The 17,801-nt window shown below is 62.0% G+C and carries 20 protein-coding genes; 12 read left to right on the top strand and 8 right to left on the bottom strand.

The features are described 5' to 3' along the window. Positions 1–78 precede the first annotated feature (78 nt). The gene (locus tag AEYBE204_RS28915) at positions 79–2,820 is read left to right on the top strand and encodes a tipN (RefSeq protein WP_235068110.1); all 2,742 of its coding nucleotides are present in this window, start codon (positions 79–81) and stop codon (positions 2,818–2,820) included. Next, positions 2,820–3,782 carry an N-acetyl-D-Glu racemase DgcA gene (gene dgcA, locus AEYBE204_RS28910; RefSeq protein ID WP_023461970.1) on the top strand — a complete coding sequence of 321 codons (963 nt, stop codon included), beginning with the start codon at positions 2,820–2,822 and terminating at the stop codon, positions 3,780–3,782. The genes AEYBE204_RS28915 and dgcA overlap by 1 nt, the downstream gene beginning before the upstream one ends. 3 nt (positions 3,783–3,785) lie before the next feature. Here the strand turns inward: dgcA and AEYBE204_RS40565 are convergent, their stop codons facing one another. The 3 genes from AEYBE204_RS40565 to AEYBE204_RS28905 form a co-directional block, all read right to left on the bottom strand. Then, entirely contained in the window at positions 3,786–3,992 is a 207-nt protein-coding gene (locus AEYBE204_RS40565) for a hypothetical protein (RefSeq protein ID WP_031230330.1), read from the bottom strand. Positions 3,993–3,994: 2 nt separating this feature from the next. Continuing rightward, on the bottom strand, positions 3,995–4,141 hold the full coding sequence (locus tag AEYBE204_RS40840; protein WP_023461968.1) for a hypothetical protein: 147 nt from the start codon (positions 4,139–4,141) through the stop codon (positions 3,995–3,997). Positions 4,142–4,292: 151 nt separating this feature from the next. Next, on the bottom strand, positions 4,293–5,510 hold the full coding sequence (locus AEYBE204_RS28905; protein WP_023461967.1) for an MFS transporter: 1,218 nt from the start codon (positions 5,508–5,510) through the stop codon (positions 4,293–4,295). A 48-nt stretch (positions 5,511–5,558) separates the two neighbouring features. On the opposite strand from AEYBE204_RS28905, the gene pip reads away from it, so the two are divergent. Then, positions 5,559–6,551 (top strand): prolyl aminopeptidase, encoded by a 993-nt coding sequence (gene pip, locus AEYBE204_RS28900; protein ID WP_023461966.1) that lies wholly within the window; start codon positions 5,559–5,561, stop codon positions 6,549–6,551. Positions 6,552–6,734: 183 nt separating this feature from the next. Here the strand turns inward: pip and AEYBE204_RS28895 are convergent, their stop codons facing one another. Then, entirely contained in the window at positions 6,735–8,354 is a 1,620-nt protein-coding gene (locus AEYBE204_RS28895) for a HAMP domain-containing sensor histidine kinase (protein ID WP_081724632.1), read from the bottom strand. 223 nt (positions 8,355–8,577) lie between these two features. Here AEYBE204_RS28895 and rpmH point away from each other — a divergent pair, with 223 nt between their 5' ends. From rpmH to AEYBE204_RS28865, 6 genes are all read left to right on the top strand, one after another. Further along, complete coding sequence (gene rpmH, locus AEYBE204_RS28890; protein WP_023461964.1) at positions 8,578–8,712, top strand: 50S ribosomal protein L34; 135 nt, start codon at positions 8,578–8,580, stop codon at positions 8,710–8,712. 311 nt (positions 8,713–9,023) lie between these two features. Further along, positions 9,024–9,362, top strand: a complete 339-nt coding sequence (gene rnpA / locus AEYBE204_RS28885) for a ribonuclease P protein component (protein ID WP_023461963.1) — start codon at positions 9,024–9,026, stop codon at positions 9,360–9,362. 42 nt (positions 9,363–9,404) lie between these two features. Next, the gene (gene yidC / locus AEYBE204_RS28880; protein ID WP_023461962.1) at positions 9,405–11,351 is read left to right on the top strand and encodes a membrane protein insertase YidC; all 1,947 of its coding nucleotides are present in this window, start codon (positions 9,405–9,407) and stop codon (positions 11,349–11,351) included. Between the two features lie 210 nt (positions 11,352–11,561). Next, positions 11,562–12,212 carry a ribosome biogenesis GTP-binding protein YihA/YsxC gene (yihA, locus tag AEYBE204_RS28875; protein ID WP_023461961.1) on the top strand — a complete coding sequence of 217 codons (651 nt, stop codon included), beginning with the start codon at positions 11,562–11,564 and terminating at the stop codon, positions 12,210–12,212. A 154-nt stretch (positions 12,213–12,366) separates the two neighbouring features. After that, entirely contained in the window at positions 12,367–13,188 is an 822-nt protein-coding gene (locus AEYBE204_RS28870; protein WP_023461960.1) for a DUF3445 domain-containing protein, read from the top strand. Then, a complete protein-coding gene (locus tag AEYBE204_RS28865) occupies positions 13,185–13,607 on the top strand; it encodes a hypothetical protein (protein WP_023461959.1) in 423 nt (140 codons plus the stop codon). Before AEYBE204_RS28870 ends, AEYBE204_RS28865 begins: the two co-directional genes overlap by 4 nt. 79 nt (positions 13,608–13,686) lie before the next feature. Here the strand turns inward: AEYBE204_RS28865 and AEYBE204_RS28860 are convergent, their stop codons facing one another. Further along, positions 13,687–14,052: a hypothetical protein gene (locus AEYBE204_RS28860; RefSeq protein ID WP_023461958.1), complete on the bottom strand. Its 366-nt coding sequence runs from the start codon at positions 14,050–14,052 to the stop codon at positions 13,687–13,689. A gap of 82 nt (positions 14,053–14,134) precedes the next feature. Beyond that, complete coding sequence (locus AEYBE204_RS28855; RefSeq protein ID WP_023461957.1) at positions 14,135–14,335, bottom strand: DUF3126 family protein; 201 nt, start codon at positions 14,333–14,335, stop codon at positions 14,135–14,137. Positions 14,336–14,551: 216 nt separating this feature from the next. Between AEYBE204_RS28855 and AEYBE204_RS28850 the strand changes: the two genes are divergently transcribed. Together AEYBE204_RS28850 and AEYBE204_RS0120150 are read left to right on the top strand one after the other, a co-directional pair. Continuing rightward, positions 14,552–15,229, top strand: a complete 678-nt coding sequence (locus AEYBE204_RS28850) for a hypothetical protein (protein ID WP_023461956.1) — start codon at positions 14,552–14,554, stop codon at positions 15,227–15,229. 17 nt (positions 15,230–15,246) lie between these two features. Further along, the gene (locus AEYBE204_RS0120150) at positions 15,247–15,552 is read left to right on the top strand and encodes a hypothetical protein (RefSeq protein ID WP_031230326.1); all 306 of its coding nucleotides are present in this window, start codon (positions 15,247–15,249) and stop codon (positions 15,550–15,552) included. Between the two features lie 6 nt (positions 15,553–15,558). Here AEYBE204_RS0120150 and cysE read toward each other — a convergent pair whose 3' ends face one another. Further along, on the bottom strand, positions 15,559–16,386 hold the full coding sequence (gene cysE / locus AEYBE204_RS28845) for a serine O-acetyltransferase (RefSeq protein WP_023461955.1): 828 nt from the start codon (positions 16,384–16,386) through the stop codon (positions 15,559–15,561). A gap of 14 nt (positions 16,387–16,400) precedes the next feature. Beyond that, entirely contained in the window at positions 16,401–17,030 is a 630-nt protein-coding gene (locus tag AEYBE204_RS28840) for an NUDIX hydrolase (protein ID WP_023461954.1), read from the bottom strand. Between the two features lie 81 nt (positions 17,031–17,111). On the opposite strand from AEYBE204_RS28840, the gene AEYBE204_RS28835 reads away from it, so the two are divergent. Next, positions 17,112–17,744 carry a nitroreductase gene (locus AEYBE204_RS28835; protein WP_023461953.1) on the top strand — a complete coding sequence of 211 codons (633 nt, stop codon included), beginning with the start codon at positions 17,112–17,114 and terminating at the stop codon, positions 17,742–17,744. Positions 17,745–17,801: the final 57 nt, after the last annotated feature.

Raw genomic sequence — 17,801 nt, 5'->3', positions numbered from 1 at the left:
CGCCCCCCTCTGAATCTGACGTCTTCGGAGATTCGCGGCCGCGTCCGGTCTCGCCGCCCCGTCGAAGGGGATGAGGCCTTGCCTGAAATCGACCCGGAGTTTGACGGAGAAGACGATCTCGATATTCCTGAAACGCGTGGGCCTGAAACGCATGGGTCCGAAACACACGTGATTGCCGACACATCGGACGAAAGCACAGCAGAACCTGCGCCCGAAGCGACCCTGATCGCCGAGCCCGCCGACGCGTCAGACTACGCGTCAGAACCTCACATTCCGGAACCTGAGGCCCCTACCGCGTTCGATGCCGTACCGGAACCGGAACGCGTTTATGCACCTGAACCGGCAGCGGTGGAAGCGGCGATCGCGCCCGAACCGGACGTCATGACCATCACCCCGCCGCCGGAACCTTCCGCACCTATAACGCAAAAACCCGGTGCCTATCGTCCGCAGGTCAGGACCGAGACGCCGACCGACGTTGCCGCCATCAAGGTCAAGCCCGAAGGCGTGATGAAGGTCTCGGGCGGTTCGGGCGGTCTGTTCTGGGGCGGCGTCACGGTCATTAGTCTGGGCTGGGCCCTGTGCCTGACGGCTTTCGTACTGGGGGCCGAAAGCAATCTTGCCGCCTTTACGACGCAGCCCTTCCGTCTGGTTATCCTCGGCGCGCTGGCCCTCTTCCCCATCGGGTTGATCGTCGCCACGGCCTTTGCGCTGCGCCACGCCGCTGCCCTGTCGCGTGAGGCCCGCCGCACCGCCGCTTTGGCGGATGCGATGGTCGCCCCCGCCTCGATGGCCGCGTCACAAACGACCGCTCTGGTCGATTCGCTGCGTCAGCAGGTCGAACAGGCCGTGCGCGCCGTGCGTCTGGCGCATGGCGACCTCGACGACCTCAGCCAGCGCCTGAAAGGCGAGACCGAGGCGCTTCTGGCCGCCGCCGAACACGCGCGCGGCTCGACCCAGCATATCACCGGCACCCTCGCCCACGAGCGTCAGGCCGTCATCGCTATGGGCCAGCAGCTCGACGTGCAGGCGCAGGGCGTCATCGAGGCCGTCGACCGTCAGGCGCGCATGGTTGCCGATGCGTCGGACCTCGCGCAAACCCAGCTTCGCGAAGCCGAAGCGGCTCTGGCCGCCCGTGCCGCCGATCTGGCCACCGCCGCATCCGACGCCCACAATACCGCCCGCGTCATCACCGAAGACCTCGACCGTCAGACCTTGCGTCTGGAAACCGCCGGGGCCGGTGTCGCCGATCAGATCCGCAGCGTCGAGGAAGGCCTGTCGCAGCAACGCGCCGGGCTGGTCTCGGCCGCGCTTTCCCTGCGCGCCGATCAGGAGGACTTCGCCGTCCATCTGGAAAACCAGCGCGCGCAATTGAGCGAGGCCCTGACCGTCACGCGCACCGCCACCGTCGAACTGGGGGAAACCTCGTCGCGCGGCGTCGATGTCCTGCGCGATCTGGTGCTGCACGCGCAGGAGCAGTTCCGTCAGGTGCTCAACGGCGCCGAAAACGAGCGCACGGCGTTCGAGACGCGCATCCATTCGACCCTGTCGAACATCTCGGTCATGGCCGCCGATGCGCGCGACGAACTGATCGGCGAGACGCGCCACGCGCTTGAGCAACTTAACCTCGCCGCCGAAGACGCCCGCCGCGCCGCCGATGCCGCCGCCCTCACCGCGCAAGGCCGCGTCGATCGCCTCAATGAATCGCTGTTCGAAGCCGGAAAAAAGGCCGACGAAGCCTTCGATTCGCGGTTCGTCGCCGCGCGACGCCTCATCGAGGATTCGGCCAATCTGATCGATGAAGCCGGGACCGTGGCCGCCGACCGGCTGGACCGCTCCTTCGCCCACGCCCGCGAAGGCATCAAGCAGGTCGATGCCGCGCTCAACGAACTCAATGCCCGCGCCGACGAACTGCCGATTCAGGCCAAGTCGCGCCTTGAAGAAATCCGCCGCGCAGTCGAAGACGGCCTGATCGCCATGACCGAAGCCGCCAAGAAGGCTGCGCAGGAAACCGAAAGCGTCGATCAGGCGTTCCAGGACCGCGTCAAGCGCAACTACGAAATGCTGACCGAGGCCGTGCGCCTGATGGGGGTTCTGGGCTCGCAGCCCCTGCCGACCGCCCCTACTGCGCCTAATCCTTATGTCGAGCGCTTCGACCGCCCGAAAGAGACGCCCAGAGACGCTTTAAGACCGGAACGTCGCAATCTGGCTACCGAGCGTCCGATCGAACGGTCGCGCCCCCGCGTCGGCCTCGATCCGCTCGAAACGCCGCTCACCCCTGCCCCCACGCCTCCGTCGGCGCGCCCGTCCGTGGCCCGTCCGGCCAGCGTGCAGGAAGGCTGGTCGTGGCGTGACCTGCTCAACGGCATGGAAGGCCGCGAAGGCGGAACCCCACAACCTCAACCGGCTTCGCGTCGCGCGCCGCCGATCCCCGATCCGGAACCGGTCGCACCCGAAGGCGATTATGACAATCTCGATGACCTGATGATCGGCGAAGTGGCGGCCATGGGCGTCGATACCCACGCCCTGCTCAATCGCGCGCGCGTCGATGAAATCATCGCCGCCATCGTCGCCGACGACAACGAAGGCGCGCGTCTGGTCATCCGCCGCATCGCGCCCGCCGCCATCCGCCGCCTGAGCCGCCGCCTGACCACCGACATTCCCCTGCGCGAACAGGCGCAGGAATTCGTCACCTTCTACGACCGTCAGATCAATATCGCGCTCCTGACGCGCGACCCACGCACGGCGCTGGGTGAGGTTCTGGCCACCGATGTCGGCCGCACCTACCTGCTGTTCGACGCGGCCATCAGCGACCTGATCTGATGAAACTCAGCTATCGCGCCGAGGCCTGGCCCATTGCCGGACGATTTAGCATCGCCCGCGGCTCCAAGACCGAGGCTCACGTCCTCTATGTCGAGGTGACCGACGGTGTATATACCGGACGCGGCGAAGCCGTGCCCTATGCCCGCTACGGCGAGACGATGGACGGCGAAATGGCGCAGCTTGAAGACGCCCGCGCCCAGATCGAAGCCGGGTTCGAGCCGGCTATCTGCCCCGGCGCGGCCTGTAATGCGCTCGACTGCGCCCTGTGGGATCTGCGCGCCAAGCAGTCCGGTGTTCCGGCCTACAGGGCCGCAGGTCTGCGGGCATTATCGCCGCTGAAAACCGCCTTTACCCTGAGCCTCGATACCCCCGAAGCCATGGGCGCGCAGGCCCTGGCCAATGCCCGCCGCCCGCTGCTGAAGCTGAAAATCGGCGGGCCAGACGACCTTGCCCGCGTCGAAGCCGTGCGCGTAAATGCCCCCAATACGCGCCTTATCGTCGATGCCAATGAAGGCCTGACGCTCGCCGATCTGAAAGCCATTGCGCCGGAACTGAAACGCCTCGGCGTCGTGCTGATCGAACAGCCGCTCAAGGCCGGTGAGGACGAGACGCTCTACGGTTACGACTGCCCCGTGCCTCTGTGCGCAGATGAGAGCCTGCATACGCGCGCCGAACTCGATCACTGCGCCGGGCTCTATGCCTGCGTCAATATCAAGCTCGACAAGACCGGCGGCCTGACCGAGGCGCTGGCCCTGAAACAAGCCGCCAAGGATAGGGGCCTGATGGTCATGGTCGGCTGCATGGTGGCGACGTCGCTGTCGATGGCCCCGGCGATGATCGTGGCTCAGGGCGCGGACTTCGTCGACCTCGACGGTCCGCTGCTGCTGGCCCGCGACCGCGACCACGGGCTGAAGATCACCGGCTCGATCCTGTCGCCGCCGGAACCGGCGTTGTGGGGTTAGGGTTTAAAGCCAAGGGTTCGCGCGAATACGCCCGTAGAAACCGGTCCAGCCCTCAGGCTCCGGAGATGTTTGCTCGTACGCATCCTTCTCGTTGTCTGGCAATTTGCTGAACCATTTCCAGAAGGCATTCATATAGTCTTCGCCATATCCCATGCGCCAGCCGATACGGCCTTTGGGCAGCTCCGGATACTTTTCCCACGGCGGCAACACGGTTATTGATACTCGGCTATAATTTCGTCCAGAACGCTTGCAGAATGCACCTCTCCTCGCTCTGCTTCATCTAAGCTACGCAGAATCGATTGATAAACCTCGATATATTCCATTTCATTTTGCAGAGAGGCGGATGGAGCGACGGGCATAGCAATGCTTCCTTTTAGGACACCAAATTTCTGCTTAAATCCGGCTCATGTCAATCTATCGCCCAATGCCTGAGGCCGCTGAAAGTCCGAGTTGCCCCCTCCGTCATTTGCTTTGCAAATGCCACCTCCCCACTGCGTAGGGAGGAGGGAGTCACGCCGTCATGACCTGCTTGCGATAGAGCCAGATCGCAATCGCGAAACCGCACGCTGCCAGCCCGCCCATCACGAAATAGCCGCCACCGCCCAGCACGTCGTAGATTGGCCCGGAACTGAGCGTCGACAGGCCCATCATCACCCCCATCACATAGGCGGCGTTGAGCGTTTGCGCGAGGCTTTCCGACCCCTTGGGGGCCATGCGATTGACGAGGTCGAGCCCCGCCAGGTAGCAGGCCGCGAACGACGCCGCGTGCAGGGTCTGCAACGGCCACAAGACCCATAACGGCGGCGCGAAGCCCATCACCAACCAGCGCAGGGTGCTCAAGGCCCCCGCCACGACCAGCAGGGTCCACGAGCCGAAGCGGTTGCGGATGCGGAACCCCAGCGTCAAAAAAATGACTTCCGCCGCCACGCCCGTCCCCCACAGATAGCCGCAGGTCGCCCCGTCGAGCCCCTGCCCTTTCCAGATGATCGTCGAAAACCCGTAGTAAAAGCCGTGCGCCGCCTGAATGCAGCCCATGGCGATCAGCAGCAAAACGAAAACAGGATTGCCGACCAGAACCCTGATCTTGGCCCAGCCCGAACCTGTCGGCACGGGCGCGGCTTCGGTGACAGGGACGTCGATATGGCGCACGGCTTTCGGCAGAACATAGCCCGCCGCCAGCGTGGCCGCGAAGCAAAGACAGACCACCCAGACATGGATCAGATCGACACCGAGCCAGTTCAGCCCATAACCGACCGCAATATTGGCGGCGATGAACGAGGCCGAGCCAATCGCACGCGGCCGCGTATAGTTGAAACCCTCGCGCTTCGACATCTGGATCGTCATCACGTCCAGCAAGGGGCTGATCGAGGTAATGCAGCTATAGCCGAGGCACCAGACGAGGGCGAAAACCACAAACCGCCACTCCTGAAACAGCGGCCACGCCCCTAAAAGCCCATAGAAAATTCCGCCCAGCGCCGCCAGATAGATCAGCGGCGTGCGGAACAAGGGGAACGTTTCGGCCCATATCCCCATGATCGGCCCGGTCACCGCGCGCAGCAGCAACGGCAGGGCGAGGATAAAGCCGATCTGCGCCCCGGTCATGCCCTTGTCGGCGAACCACAGCGGCATATAGGGCAGGCTGGCGCCCGATCCGATGAAGATGAGGGCGTAAAAAATTCCCTGCCGTTGCAGGGTGGTCAGGGGAAAAAGGGTTGAATCCTTGCGCATAATAAGTCTTTGATCGCCCGACTGTCTTACCTATTTGAAGCGCGCCTTATGACCGATCAAGCCCTCACCGCCCAGACCCGTGGCCTCTATCCGGAGATAGAGCCCTACGATTACGGCTATATGCCCGCGGGGGGCAAACATCAAATCTATTATGAGCAAAGCGGTAATCCGCAAGGGATTCCGGTCGTCGTCGTCCACGGCGGCCCCGGCGGTGGGACCAGCCCGAACCTGCGCTGCTATTTCAACCCCGACGCCTACCGCATCATCCTCTTCGATCAGCGCGGCTGCGGTAAGTCGCGCCCACACGCGTCGCAGGACATGTCGCTTGAGGACAATACGACCTGGCATCTGGTCGCCGATATGGAGGCTTTGCGAGAAAAACTGGGCATCGACACATGGGTCGTCTTCGGCGGTTCGTGGGGCTCGACCCTGTCGCTGGCCTATGCCCTGACCCATACGGATCGCGTCAAGGCTTTGATCCTGCGTGGGATTTTTCTGGTGCGCAAGGCCGAGCTCGACTGGTTCTATCAGGGCGGTGCCGGGCAGATATTCCCCGATGTGTGGGAGCGCTTCGTCGCCCCCATCCCAGACGCCGAGCGTGGCGACATGATGGCCGCCTATATCAAACGTCTCAACGGCGACGACCGCAACGAACAGATGCGCTGCGCGCTGGCCTGGGCCGGCTGGGAAGGCGACACGCTGTCGATCGAAGGGCCGTCTGAAAACCCGACCAAGTTCGCCGAACCCGACTTCGCGGTGGCTTTTGCGCGCATCGAGTCGTGGTATTTCAAAAACGGCGGCTTCTTCGAGACCGATAACTGGCTGCTGGAGAACGTGCATAAACTCAAGCACATCCCGGCGTGGATCGTTCAGGGCCGCTACGACGTGGTGACGCCGATGGCCTCGGCGTGGGATCTGCACAAGGCGTGGCCTGAGGCGCGGTTCAATCTGGTCAAGAAGGCCGGACACTCATCGTCCGATCCGGGGATTCTCGACGGTCTGGTCCGCGCGGCGGACGAGGCGATTACGGCTCTCTCTTAACATACCTCCCCAGTTTACTGGGGAGGGGGACCGCACGAACCTGCTGAAAGCAGGTGAGATGTGGTGGTGGGGGTTCTTGCTTTCTTATGATGGTGGCTGTGGAAACAAAGTAAGAAACCCCACCACCCCGCCCTACGGGCGCGGTCCCCCTCCCCGGCATAGCCAGGAAGGAGTGAGAAGAGGTCACCCCTTCTGAGGGATGCGTATCTCGAACGACGTGCCTTGCGGGCCGGTTTCGGTCAGGCGCACATCGCCGCCGTGGGTCTGCGCAAGCTCGCGCGCGATGGCCAGCCCCAGCCCCGAACCGCCCGGCGTCACCGAACCTGAGAACGGCTGGAACAGTTTGTCGCGGATACGCTCCGGTATCCCCGGCCCGTTGTCGCTTAGCACCAGAATCACCTCGTCCGCCGTCTTGACCGCGCTCAGGGTCACGCGCCCCACCGTCTTGCGATTAGGCTGGCCTTCGATCGCCTGACGGGCATTGCGCATCAGATTGACCAGCAGCCGGTGCAAGTGATCGGGATCGGCCTCGAAATAGAAACCCTGCGCCGCTTTGAGCGAGAAGCGCACGCGCTCCGGCGTCTTGTTATTCAAACTCAGCCCCGCATCCTCGGCAGCGGCTTCGGCGAGGTCTTTCAGACGGATGATCTGAATCCGCGCCGGGATTTCGTCGGTCTTGCCGTAGTTCAGCACATTCTGCGCCAGGGTCAGGGCGCGATCCAGAGCCCGCTCCAGACGCGGCAGGGCCTTGGTCACATTGGGATCGCCGGAATAGGCCAGACGCTCCGACGCCATCTGCGCGGCGGTGAGCATATTGCGCAGATCGTGATTGATCTTCGACACCGCCTGCCCCAGCGCCGCCAGCCGCGCCTGCGACTTGAGCGCATGGCGGACCTCGGCCTGCATGGCGAACAGCTCTTCCTCGATCTGCCCGATCTCGTCGCGACGGCCGGACAGTTTCGGCGACACGGTGACGTCTTCGGGGTTTTCCTTGAAGCGCGACACCGACTTGGTCAGGGTGCGGATCGGGCGCACGATAAAGAACGACAGGGCGGCAAAGACCAGCGCACCGGCGACGAGCGAAATGGCGATCGACATGCGCAGGATCGAGCCCAGATGCGCCTTGAGTTCGTGTTTCAAAGGCTCCGCCGGGACATCGATCTGGATCAGGTCGGTGGCCTTACGCACCTTGGGTGTCGCTTCGGTGCGGATGACGCGGTCGGGGCGCGAGAAAAAGGTCTTCCACGGTCCCCACAGATAGGCGGCATCGTCGCTCAGGCCGCGATCGATGTGGCGGATATCGACCGTGTCGGGCTCGACCGTGACGTCCGGGTCGCGCAGGACGAACTGGATGCCGTTGCTTTGCAGGGCCAGATACGACGCCCCGACGCTTTCCAATAGTTGCGACGACAGGTCCTTCGACACGGCCCCTTCGGCGGACGCATCGAGCGCCAGAGACGCGATCTCGGCCTGACGCACGCGGTCGATCAGCCAGCGTTCCTGATACGACGCCAGAGACGGGACGAGGATGATCATCACCATCACCGCCACGAACAGGGCCGTCAGCAGCAGCAGATGCCCCGACAGGCCGCCGAAATAGGATTGCAGGCTCTTTATCCCGCGTCGGAAATCGGGCCCTGAGGGTTTCAGGTGTTCAAACAGGCCGCGCCGCCAGTCCTTGAAGCTCTTGCGTCGCTTGCCGCCACCCGCCGCCGCCGGCACGTCCTCGCGCGCAGCGACCCGCACCCTTAGCCTGACGGGCGGGCGTTTCAGATCGACAGGCGCGATGTCAGACAGGTCCATAAATTCAGTCGGCGGAGGTGTTTTCAGATTATTGGAAATATTGTAACACGCATTCGTGAAGCCGCGTGCGGGAAATTGCACGCAGCGCATAAGATTCCGATGCGCGGGTGCGAATCCCGGCATACAGCCATTGACAAGCGTGCGTCGGCGGTTTATCGACGCGCCTCTTTTTAAACGATAGCTCGTCAGTTAGGGCTATTGCACCTAACCCCGGAGTTCAACCGTGAAACGTACATTCCAGCCGAGCCGCCTTGTTCGCGCCCGTCGCCACGGCTTCCGCGCCCGTATGGCAACCAAGAACGGCCAAAAGGTCGTCGCCCGTCGCCGCGCCAAGGGCCGCAAGCGCCTGACCGCCTAATCGCGTCTGCGCTATAAGCTTTAAAAGAGGTCCTTGAAGTGATTCGAGGGCCTCTTTTGCTGTTCGGTATCCTTCATACTCCCCCAGTTTACTGGGGGAGGTGGATTTTGCCGTGAAGCGGCAAAAGACGGTGGGGGCTCGCGTAGAATTTGCGTCTGATCTGTTACCCATTTATCCGCTATAGCGACAACGCAGGCCCCCACCACCACATCTCGCCAGCAAGCTGGCTCGTGCGGTCCCATCGCTTGCGAAAGCTGTACTTTCGCTGGCGCTACACCCCAAACAAGTTGGGGAGGTATAAGAACAAAACCATGTCCCTGCCTCACCTCAAAAAGCGCAAAGAGTTCCTGGCGGCCAACAAGGCCCCCTATCAGGCCCGTCCCTCCGTCGTGGTCCAGTGCCGCGCGCGTAACGATGAGACCGACGACATGCGCATCGGCTTCACCGCCACCAAAAAGACCGGCAATGCCGTCGCCCGCAACCGCGCCAAGCGCCGGATGCGCGAGGCCGCCCGCGCGCTTTTGCCGCAACACGGACGCCCCGGCCACGACTACGTCTTCATCGCCCGCGACGCGACCAAATCCTGCGACTGGCAAGGTTTGCTTGACGATGTCAAACGCGCCCTGATAAGGCTGTCGCCCAAAGTTTAACCGCTATCTCTCCATAGCCCTATCTACAAAGTGCAGCCGTCCATGAAGCGCGACGACAACCGCAATATGTTCATCTTCCTCGCCCTGTCGCTGGCGATCCTGTTCGGATACCAGTACTTCGTGCAGGGTCCGAAGCTGGAGAAGGAACGCGCCGCCGCCGCTGCGGCGAAAAAGGCCGAGGCCGCCAAGCCCGCTGTCGTCGCCACGCCGGAAAGCCTCTATGTCGAGGGCCGCTTGCCGCGCGATCAGGCGCTGAAACAAACCCCGCGCATCCAGATCGACTCGCCCGCCCTGAAGGGTTCGCTGTCTCTGGCGGGCGCGCGCGTCGACGACCTGTACCTCAAGCAATATAAAGAGACGCTGGCGAAAGACTCGCCGCTGGTCGAGCTGTTCAAGCCGCAGGGCGCCGAACACGCCTATTACGCCGAATCGGGCTGGGTCGGGCAAAACGTCGCCGGTGTCCCCGCGGGCAACAGCGTGTGGACGGTCCTGTCCGGCACCGTGCTCAGCCCTGGCAAAAATGTCGTGCTGGGCTTCAACGCCGGTACGGGCCTGACCTTCGAGCGCACCCTTAGCCTCGACGATAAATATATGATCACCGTGACGGACAAGGTCGTCAACGGCACGGCCAATGCCGTGACGCTGGCGCCTTACGCCAATATCATCCGTCAGGGCGCCCCCAAGGAACTCGGCAAGAACATGATCCTGCACGAAGGCGGCATCGGCGCCTTCTCGAAGGACAAGGGCTATATGGTCCCGGAGTTCAAGTTCCATAACTGGGAAAAGGACGACAAGAAGAAGGCCTATAAGGTCGATTCGACCGGCGGCTGGATGGGCCTGACCGACAAATACTGGATGGCCGCGGTCATCCCGGATCAGACGACGAGGATCCACGCCGCCATGAAGGCGACCGATCAGACCCCCGCCGACGAGAAGGATTTCAACTTCCTTTATCAGGCCGGCTACATCGCCGAACCCGTCACGATCCAGCCGGGTCAGCCGGTTCAGATCAGCTACAAGATCTATTCCGGCGCCAAGCAGGCCTCGATCCTGTCGGCCTATCAGGACCAGTACAAGCTGCCCGCCTTCGACAAGGCGATCGACTGGGGCATGTTCTGGTTCCTGACGCGCCCGATGTTCTGGGTGCTCGACCACCTGTTCGGCTTCCTCGGCAATTTCGGCCTCGCCATCCTCGGCCTGACCGTCATCGTGAAGCTCATCTTCTTCCCACTGGCGCATAAGTCCTACGAGTCGATGACCAAGATGAAACTCCTCCAGCCCAAGGTCGAGGAGCTTAAGAAGAAGCACGAGGGCAATGCCCAGCAGATGCAGATCGAGATGATGAACCTTTACCAGAAGGAAAAGGTCAATCCGATGTCGGGCTGTCTGCCGATCTTCGTGCAGATCCCTGTCTTCTACGCCCTGTACAAGGTGCTGTTCGTCACCATCGAAATGCGCCACGCGCCGTTCTTCGGCTGGATTCAGGATCTGTCGGGCCGCGACCCGTCGACCCTGTTCAACCTCTTCGGCCTGCTGCCCTACGACCCGGCGACGGTGCCGCTGATCGGCGGCCTGATGGCGACCTCGCTGCATATTGGTATCCTGCCGATCCTGTATGGCGCCTCGATGGCGCTGTCGCAGAGCATGAACCCGCCGATGCCGGACCCGATGCAACGCCGCATCTTCCAGCTTATGCCGATCATGTTCACCTTCATCATGGCGCCGTTCGCGTCGGGCCTGCTGATCTACTGGATATGGAACAACGTCCTGACGGTCGCCCAGCAATACGCCCTGATGCGTCAGATGGGCGTCGAAAACCCGATCGATACCTTCCTCGGCAAGGTCGCCAAGACCAAGCCGAAATCGGAAGCCGAACACACCATCGAGGTCGCCGAAGAGGTGATCCACGAAGGCGAAGTGATCCAACCGGCGAAACCGAAAACGGCTGGCGGCACCAAGCGCGCCCGCCAGACGCCGAAGAAAGACTAAGACGCGGCACGTTCATACCTCCCCAGCTTGCTGGGGAGGGGGACCGCACGAAGACCGAAGGTCTGAGATGTGGTGGTGGGGGCTCTTGCTTTTACAAAACCTCTGCTTGCTGAACTTCCGCAAGACACCCCACCACCACGCCTTTCAGGCGCGGTCCCCCTCCTCGCACTATGTGCAGGGAGGTATGATTTTTTTCAGGAGACTCTCTCCATGACCGACGAACCCCTTTATTCCGAAGAGACCCTCGAATCCGGGCGCGTGCTGTTTGCCCGTCAGGCGCGCTTCATGATGGGCGCGGCCAAGATCGAGCAACTGCCGCCCGACGACCTGCCCGAAGTCGCCTTCGCCGGGCGGTCCAATGTCGGCAAGTCGAGCCTGATCAACGCCCTGACCGGTCACAATCATCTGGCGCGTGCCTCGAACGAGCCGGGCCGCACGCGCGAAGTCAATTTCTTCGTGCTGGACGAAAAGCTGCGTCTGGTGGATTTGCCCGGCTACGGATGGGCCCGCGCGTCGAAAACCACCGTGAAATCGTTCCAGAACCTCGGCCGCGACTATCTGCGCGGTCGTCCGGGCCTGAAGCGTGCCTATCTGCTGATCGACGCCCGCCACGGCCTGAAAGAGGTCGACAACGAGCCGATGGACGCACTGGACAAGGCCGCCGTCAGCTATCAGATCGTCCTGACCAAGGCCGACAAGATCAAGCCGCACGAGCTTGAGGCCGTCATCGAGAAGACGCAGGCCCAGATCAAGAAGCGCCCCGCCGCCCACCCGGTCGTGCTGGCGACCTCGTCGGAAAAAGGTTTCGGCATCCCCGAACTGCGCGCCGAGATCATGACGACCTGCGAGGTTGTGCCGTGAGATTGAGCACGTCCCCTGATTTCAGGGGAGGTGGGGCGGCCCGTGCCGTGGCCTGAAAGGTCGGGTGGGGTTAATGCATAGGTGTTAACCCCACCGTCGTTTTTCGCTTGCGCTCAAACGCCACCTCCCCTGAAATCAGGGGAGGAGCTTATTCATGCACACACCCTTCGATGGTTCGCAGCCCCTGTTTCGCATCGGCCTGTCGCCGCTGGGCGATACGCCGTGGCTGGAGCAGGACGAGCGGTTGCCGGTCTATCTGGCAGAGAAGGCACGGCTGTTTGCTGAGACGCGCGGCACGGTATGGGGGGCGGAACCGGGATCGGAGGCCGCGCAAACCGAGGCGCACGATCTAATCCGCACCCTGCTCGGTCTGCCGCCGGAAACGCCCGCCGAACCGTCCCTGCTGGCCGCCGCGCGTCTGGTGGCCGAAGACCTCGCCATCCTGCAAAAGTCGCCCGAAGGCTGGCGACTGACGGCGGGGGCGATCTGCTTTCCCTCTTCGTGGTTGATCGCCGAAAAGCTCGGCAAAGCCCTGCACGAGGTCCACGCGCCGGTGCCGGATTTCAGCGAAGGCACGCGCAACGCCGCCGTCATCGAGCGCATCTTCGACAACCTCAGACCCGATGAACCGGTGATCCGCTGGAACTGGTCGCTTTATGGCAACGACACCCTGCACCATCCGCACGTCGCGCCACCACAACGCTTCGGCAACGGCCCGGACGCCGACAGCGTATTCATCCGCGTCGAGCGCCAGACCCTTCGCAAGCTGCCAGACAGCGGCGCGGTGCTGTTCAGCATCGGCATCCAGTTGACGCCGCTGGATGCGCTCGCGACACACCCGGACGGTAAAATATGGCTCCGGGAACTTATATTTCAGGTTGAAAATCTTACCCCCTTGCAACTCGAATACAAGGGATTAAGCTTCGAATGTAACCGGCTGCTGAACCGCCTGATAACCCTGAGGGACGCCCTATGAAACGCATCGTCATGACCGCTCTGTTCGCCCTCGCCGCCAGCCACACACAGGCTGCGGAAATCGGCCGCGTCACCACTAACGAGATAAAGGCCGCTAGCATCGACGGGTGCAGCGCCTATCTCTACCGGTCGGAAAGCGATATCGGCAAGGACTCTACCGCCGTGTGGGTCGACGATTTCGAAAAAGGCCTGATCCGCGTGGATGGTAAACTGATCCCCCTCACCCTGACCGGCGCGTCGAAATCGATGCAAACGCCCGAAAGCCGCTTCGCCAGCGCCGATGGCGCGGTCGTGGTCACGCAGTCCCTCAAGGTCACCAAAACGATCAGTGACGAGGTGTTCCGCATCGCGGGCACCCTGACCGTCGAACAGGGCGCACACCGCGACACGATAAAGGTCGTGGGCGAAACCGGCTGCTAATATCTTTGTATTAGCGCGCATTTGATTCCAAAAACCGCTGCACACTTTTTGGAAACAACGTTCGGCGCAGCCAATGCGCTTACTTTTTGAGATCGCAGGTCATCTGATAGAAATTGGCGGCGGGATTGGACGTCAGGCCCACCTTGGTCGGGCCGATGACCTTGGCATAGAACCCGGCCCACGGTCCGTTGGTGAAGGTCATCAGACCGTCTTTCGACACGGTGTATTTACCCGCCTTGCCCTGCTCGTTGCTATAGCTGTTACCGGCCGCAAAGTTCAGCTTCATATTGCCGCCCGCGCCGCTGTAGCACTGATACTTGCCGTTGGGCGGGGTCATGGCGGCGGCCTTGACGCCCGGTTGCGTCTTTTGCTGCGCGATGGCCGAATGGGACAGTAAAATGCCGCCGGCAAGGACAGCGGCGGTGATAAGGCTTTGACGGATCATGGCTTCCTCCGGGGGTGCGGTTTTGGCTAAACCTAAACCCGCACCACGGGAATGACAACACGACGTTATGTTAAAAGGACTGTTAGAGGTCTTCCTTGAGGATGGCGACCTCGAACATGTAGGAGCCTTCCTCGTCTTCGTCGACATAGATGACGCCGATGAATTCTTCACCGATATAGACCTCGGCCGAGTCCTTCTGCTTGCGTGCGCGGACATCGAGGCCCTTGGTGCCGAAGGTCTTGGTCAGGTAGTTTTGCACCTTGGTCAGTTCAACGGGGTTCATGGGTGGCCCTTCTGTGTATGGTTCCTGAGCGCCGCGATCAAAGCACGAAAACGCCCTGTAGGGGATAAATTCTGCGTGTGGTCTTACCCGCTTAAGCCCTTAAGCGCAAACGCGAAGGGCGGTCTTCTCCACAATAACGGACTTGCAAATCGGACAGGGAGCGGCCTTAATTCCGTACCCATACCGGTGCACCCTGCGCGCCATCGGAGTCTTGTCATGAACATGTCGCGTCTGCCTGTTGTCGCCCTTGCCGTTGCCCTGTTGTCGGGCGGCGTCGCAGCCCATGCGGCGGACGACGAGACGGTGGTGACCAATACGCGCGCGCCGCTCCCGACCGAAGCCGAGATCGCCGAATCGAAGGCCAGGACCCCCGTCGCCCCGGTCAGCATCGAATCCCAGATCATCGACAAGGTCGAAACCCTGTCGCGCCCGGAACGGCGCGTGCGTACCGAGGTGAGCGCCAGCATCGGCACCGGCGGCTATCGCAGCGGTTATGTGGCGACGGAGATTCCCGTCGGTGAAACCGGCACGCTGGGTATCGCTATCGGTCAGACCGACTACGGCAAGAATAACGTCCTCGTCTATGACCGTTACGGATATGGCTATGACGGCTATGGTTACGACGACTATGGGTATCCCTATGACGGTGCCGGTTATGGCCGTTATGGGGCGTCTTACGCGGGTGGGTACGGTTACAGCTATGGCCGTCCCCGCGTGGTGCGCGGCGGCAAGACGCAATCTATCGCCATTTCGCTCGATTTCAGCGGCGACAAAACGAACCGCAGCGCACGCAAGGACTGCGAAGGCTTTTACGACGGCGGACGCTATATCGAACCGGTCTGGGCGACGCAGATGCGCGGCCCGGGCAAATGCGCAACAGACGAGAAGCCATAGTCTTTCGAGTGGGGATTATGACTAAGCAACACAATACTGTCTGGCCGTGGTGTATTCTGGCGTTTGCTATTGGAGTTATAGCCACACTTGTTATGGCGATATTGTCATTTAATTTCTATATCGGCTTTAACCCATACATAATCGCAAGTATCATTACAGCCTCAGTGGCAGCCATTACATGGGCATGGCGCAATCGTAGTGCCCTCAAACCCAACCTGAGAACAAACCTGCTCACTTTTGGCGGGCAGGTCATCTGTATGGTCATTGCGTTTGATGGGACCGCGCGGGGCCTGATGGCGATTTATCCGCCAAACTTTAACTGACAAAGGTCAGATCACGTAGTCGTACACCACGTCCGACAGGGTCTGGTCCATCGACTTGGCCGGATCGGCGCAGGTCTGGCAGTTGACCAGGCGCGCCGGCACGCCCGCCGCCGTGCAGTGCGACGGCACGGGCTTGAGCACCACAGAGCCCGCTGCGATCTTGGCGAATTCGCCGATCTCGATATTGCCGAGCACCTTGGCCCCGGCGCCCAGCAGCACACCCTTGCCGATCTTGGGGTGGCGGTCGCCCGAATCCGAGCCCGTCCCGCCCAGCGTCACGCCGTGCAGCAGTGACACGTCGTCGCCGACCACCGCCGTTTCGCCGATGACGATGCCGGTGCCGTGGTCCATGAAGATGCCCTTGCCCAGACGCGCCGCCGGGTGGATGTCGATCTGGAACAGTTCCGATACCCGGCTTTGCAACAGGTGCGCCATAGTGATGCGGTTGTCCTGCCACAGGCTGTGGGCGATGCGATAGACCTGAATCGCCAGATAGCCCTTGAAGAACATGAAGGCCTGCAAGTAGCCCTTGGCCGCCGGATCGCGCTCGTAAATGGCTTGAAGATCGGCTTCGGCGGCATCGACCAGCGAATGGTCGCGCTCATAATAACGCTGGACCATCTCGCGCACGGTCATACCGCGCATGGTGTCGTCGCCCATCTTGCGCGCCACGTGGTACGACAGGGCAGACGCCAGGTCGTCGTGCGACAGGATGGTCGAATGCAGCAGCGAGGCCAGCCCCGGCTCCGCCGCAATGGCGTCGGACGCTTCCTGACGCAGGCACAGCCAGATCGGCGTGTCGGCGGGGGTGATGACTTCGAACGGTTGCGCCATGAGGGTATCTCGCACTAACTTCTGATCAGGCGCGCCAACGCTTCCGGCAGCGCCCCTGTGACAGCCATATGGTACACCCGTAATACCGTCGCAACGGTTAAGGCGTCCCTTATCTGTCCTTTTATAACAGCTTCGAGCACGTCTTTGAAGGGAACCCGTGCGATTTCGAGATTTTCGGTGTCGTCCGGCTCGGTCTCGGTGGCCGTCAAACCGGTCGCCAGATAGCAGACCGCAACCTCGTCGGTGATGGAATTCGACATATCCATCTGCAATATTTCCCGCAGATTAGCCGCGATAAGCCCCGTTTCCTCACGCAGTTCGCGTCGGGCGCCGTCCGGCATATGCTCATTGAAAGGCACCCCGCCTTCGGGCATTTCCCAACTCCAGGCGTCAAAGGCAAAGCGCATCTGCCCGACCAGCGTCACCGTGCCGTCATCGTGCAAGGGCAAGACCCCGACAGCGCGATTGCCGAAGCGCACCACCCCATATTCGGTGCGACGTCCCGTAGGCGCGATCGCCGGGGAAACCTCCAGTCGCATCCACGGCGAATCGTGATCCACCCGGATGTCATCGGCACGCCACCGGGGGCGCTTGGCATCGCGTTCGGCTGAGTCCCACGGCGGCAGAGGGCGTTCGACGGTCATGAGAAAGGCTCCTTTATACTTATCATTTTCGATAGCACGTCCTATATGTCGATCATCCTTTTTCTTACACGGAACCACCCTATGACCGCCAAAGCCGACCTTAGCGCCCTTAACCTCGCCCGCATCGACTTCGGCACCCCCTTACCGGCCAAGGTCTCGACGGAAACCCTCGATCTGCTGCTCAATCGCCGCTCGGCCCCCGCCCCGACTCTGGGTCTGCCCGCGCCGTCCGAAGACGAAATCGAGGTACTGATCAAGATCGGCTTCCGCGTCCCCGACCACGGCAAGATCGGGCCGTGGCGCATCGTGCGTTTTACGTCGGAGTCCAAGGCGTCATTGGTGGACAAACTGCGCGCCCTCGCCGAGTCGCGCGGCGACAAACCCGCGGCAGGTGCCCTGCTTAAACTGTCCACGCCGCCCGCAGCGCTTTTGGTGGTTTATTCCCCCGTCCAGCCACATAAAATCCCCCTGTGGGAACAGATCGGTTCGGCCATGGCCGTCTGTCAGAATCTGCTGATTGCCGCCGGGGCGATGGGCTATGGTGCCAACTGGATCACCGACTGGTATTCATACGACGCCGAGGCCAAGGCGATCCTCGGTCTGAAGGACGGCGAAGAGGTCGCGGGCTTTATCTATCTCGGTACGCCGACCGAAGCGCCGCTGGAACGCGACCGCCCGGACTTTGCCGAGCGCGTGAGTTTCTGGGAAGGGTGATGCCTCAATAGAAGGGGCCTCCGGCGGGCAGGGTCCCAAGTCTTGTTTTGGCCCTGC

The sequence above is a fragment of the Asticcacaulis sp. YBE204 genome, assembly GCF_000495855.1.
In the GTDB taxonomy this organism is placed as follows: Bacteria; Pseudomonadota; Alphaproteobacteria; order Caulobacterales; family Caulobacteraceae; genus Asticcacaulis.
The sequence above is the reverse complement of the archived record's forward strand: the minus strand, read 5'-3'. Positions and strand labels throughout refer to the sequence as shown.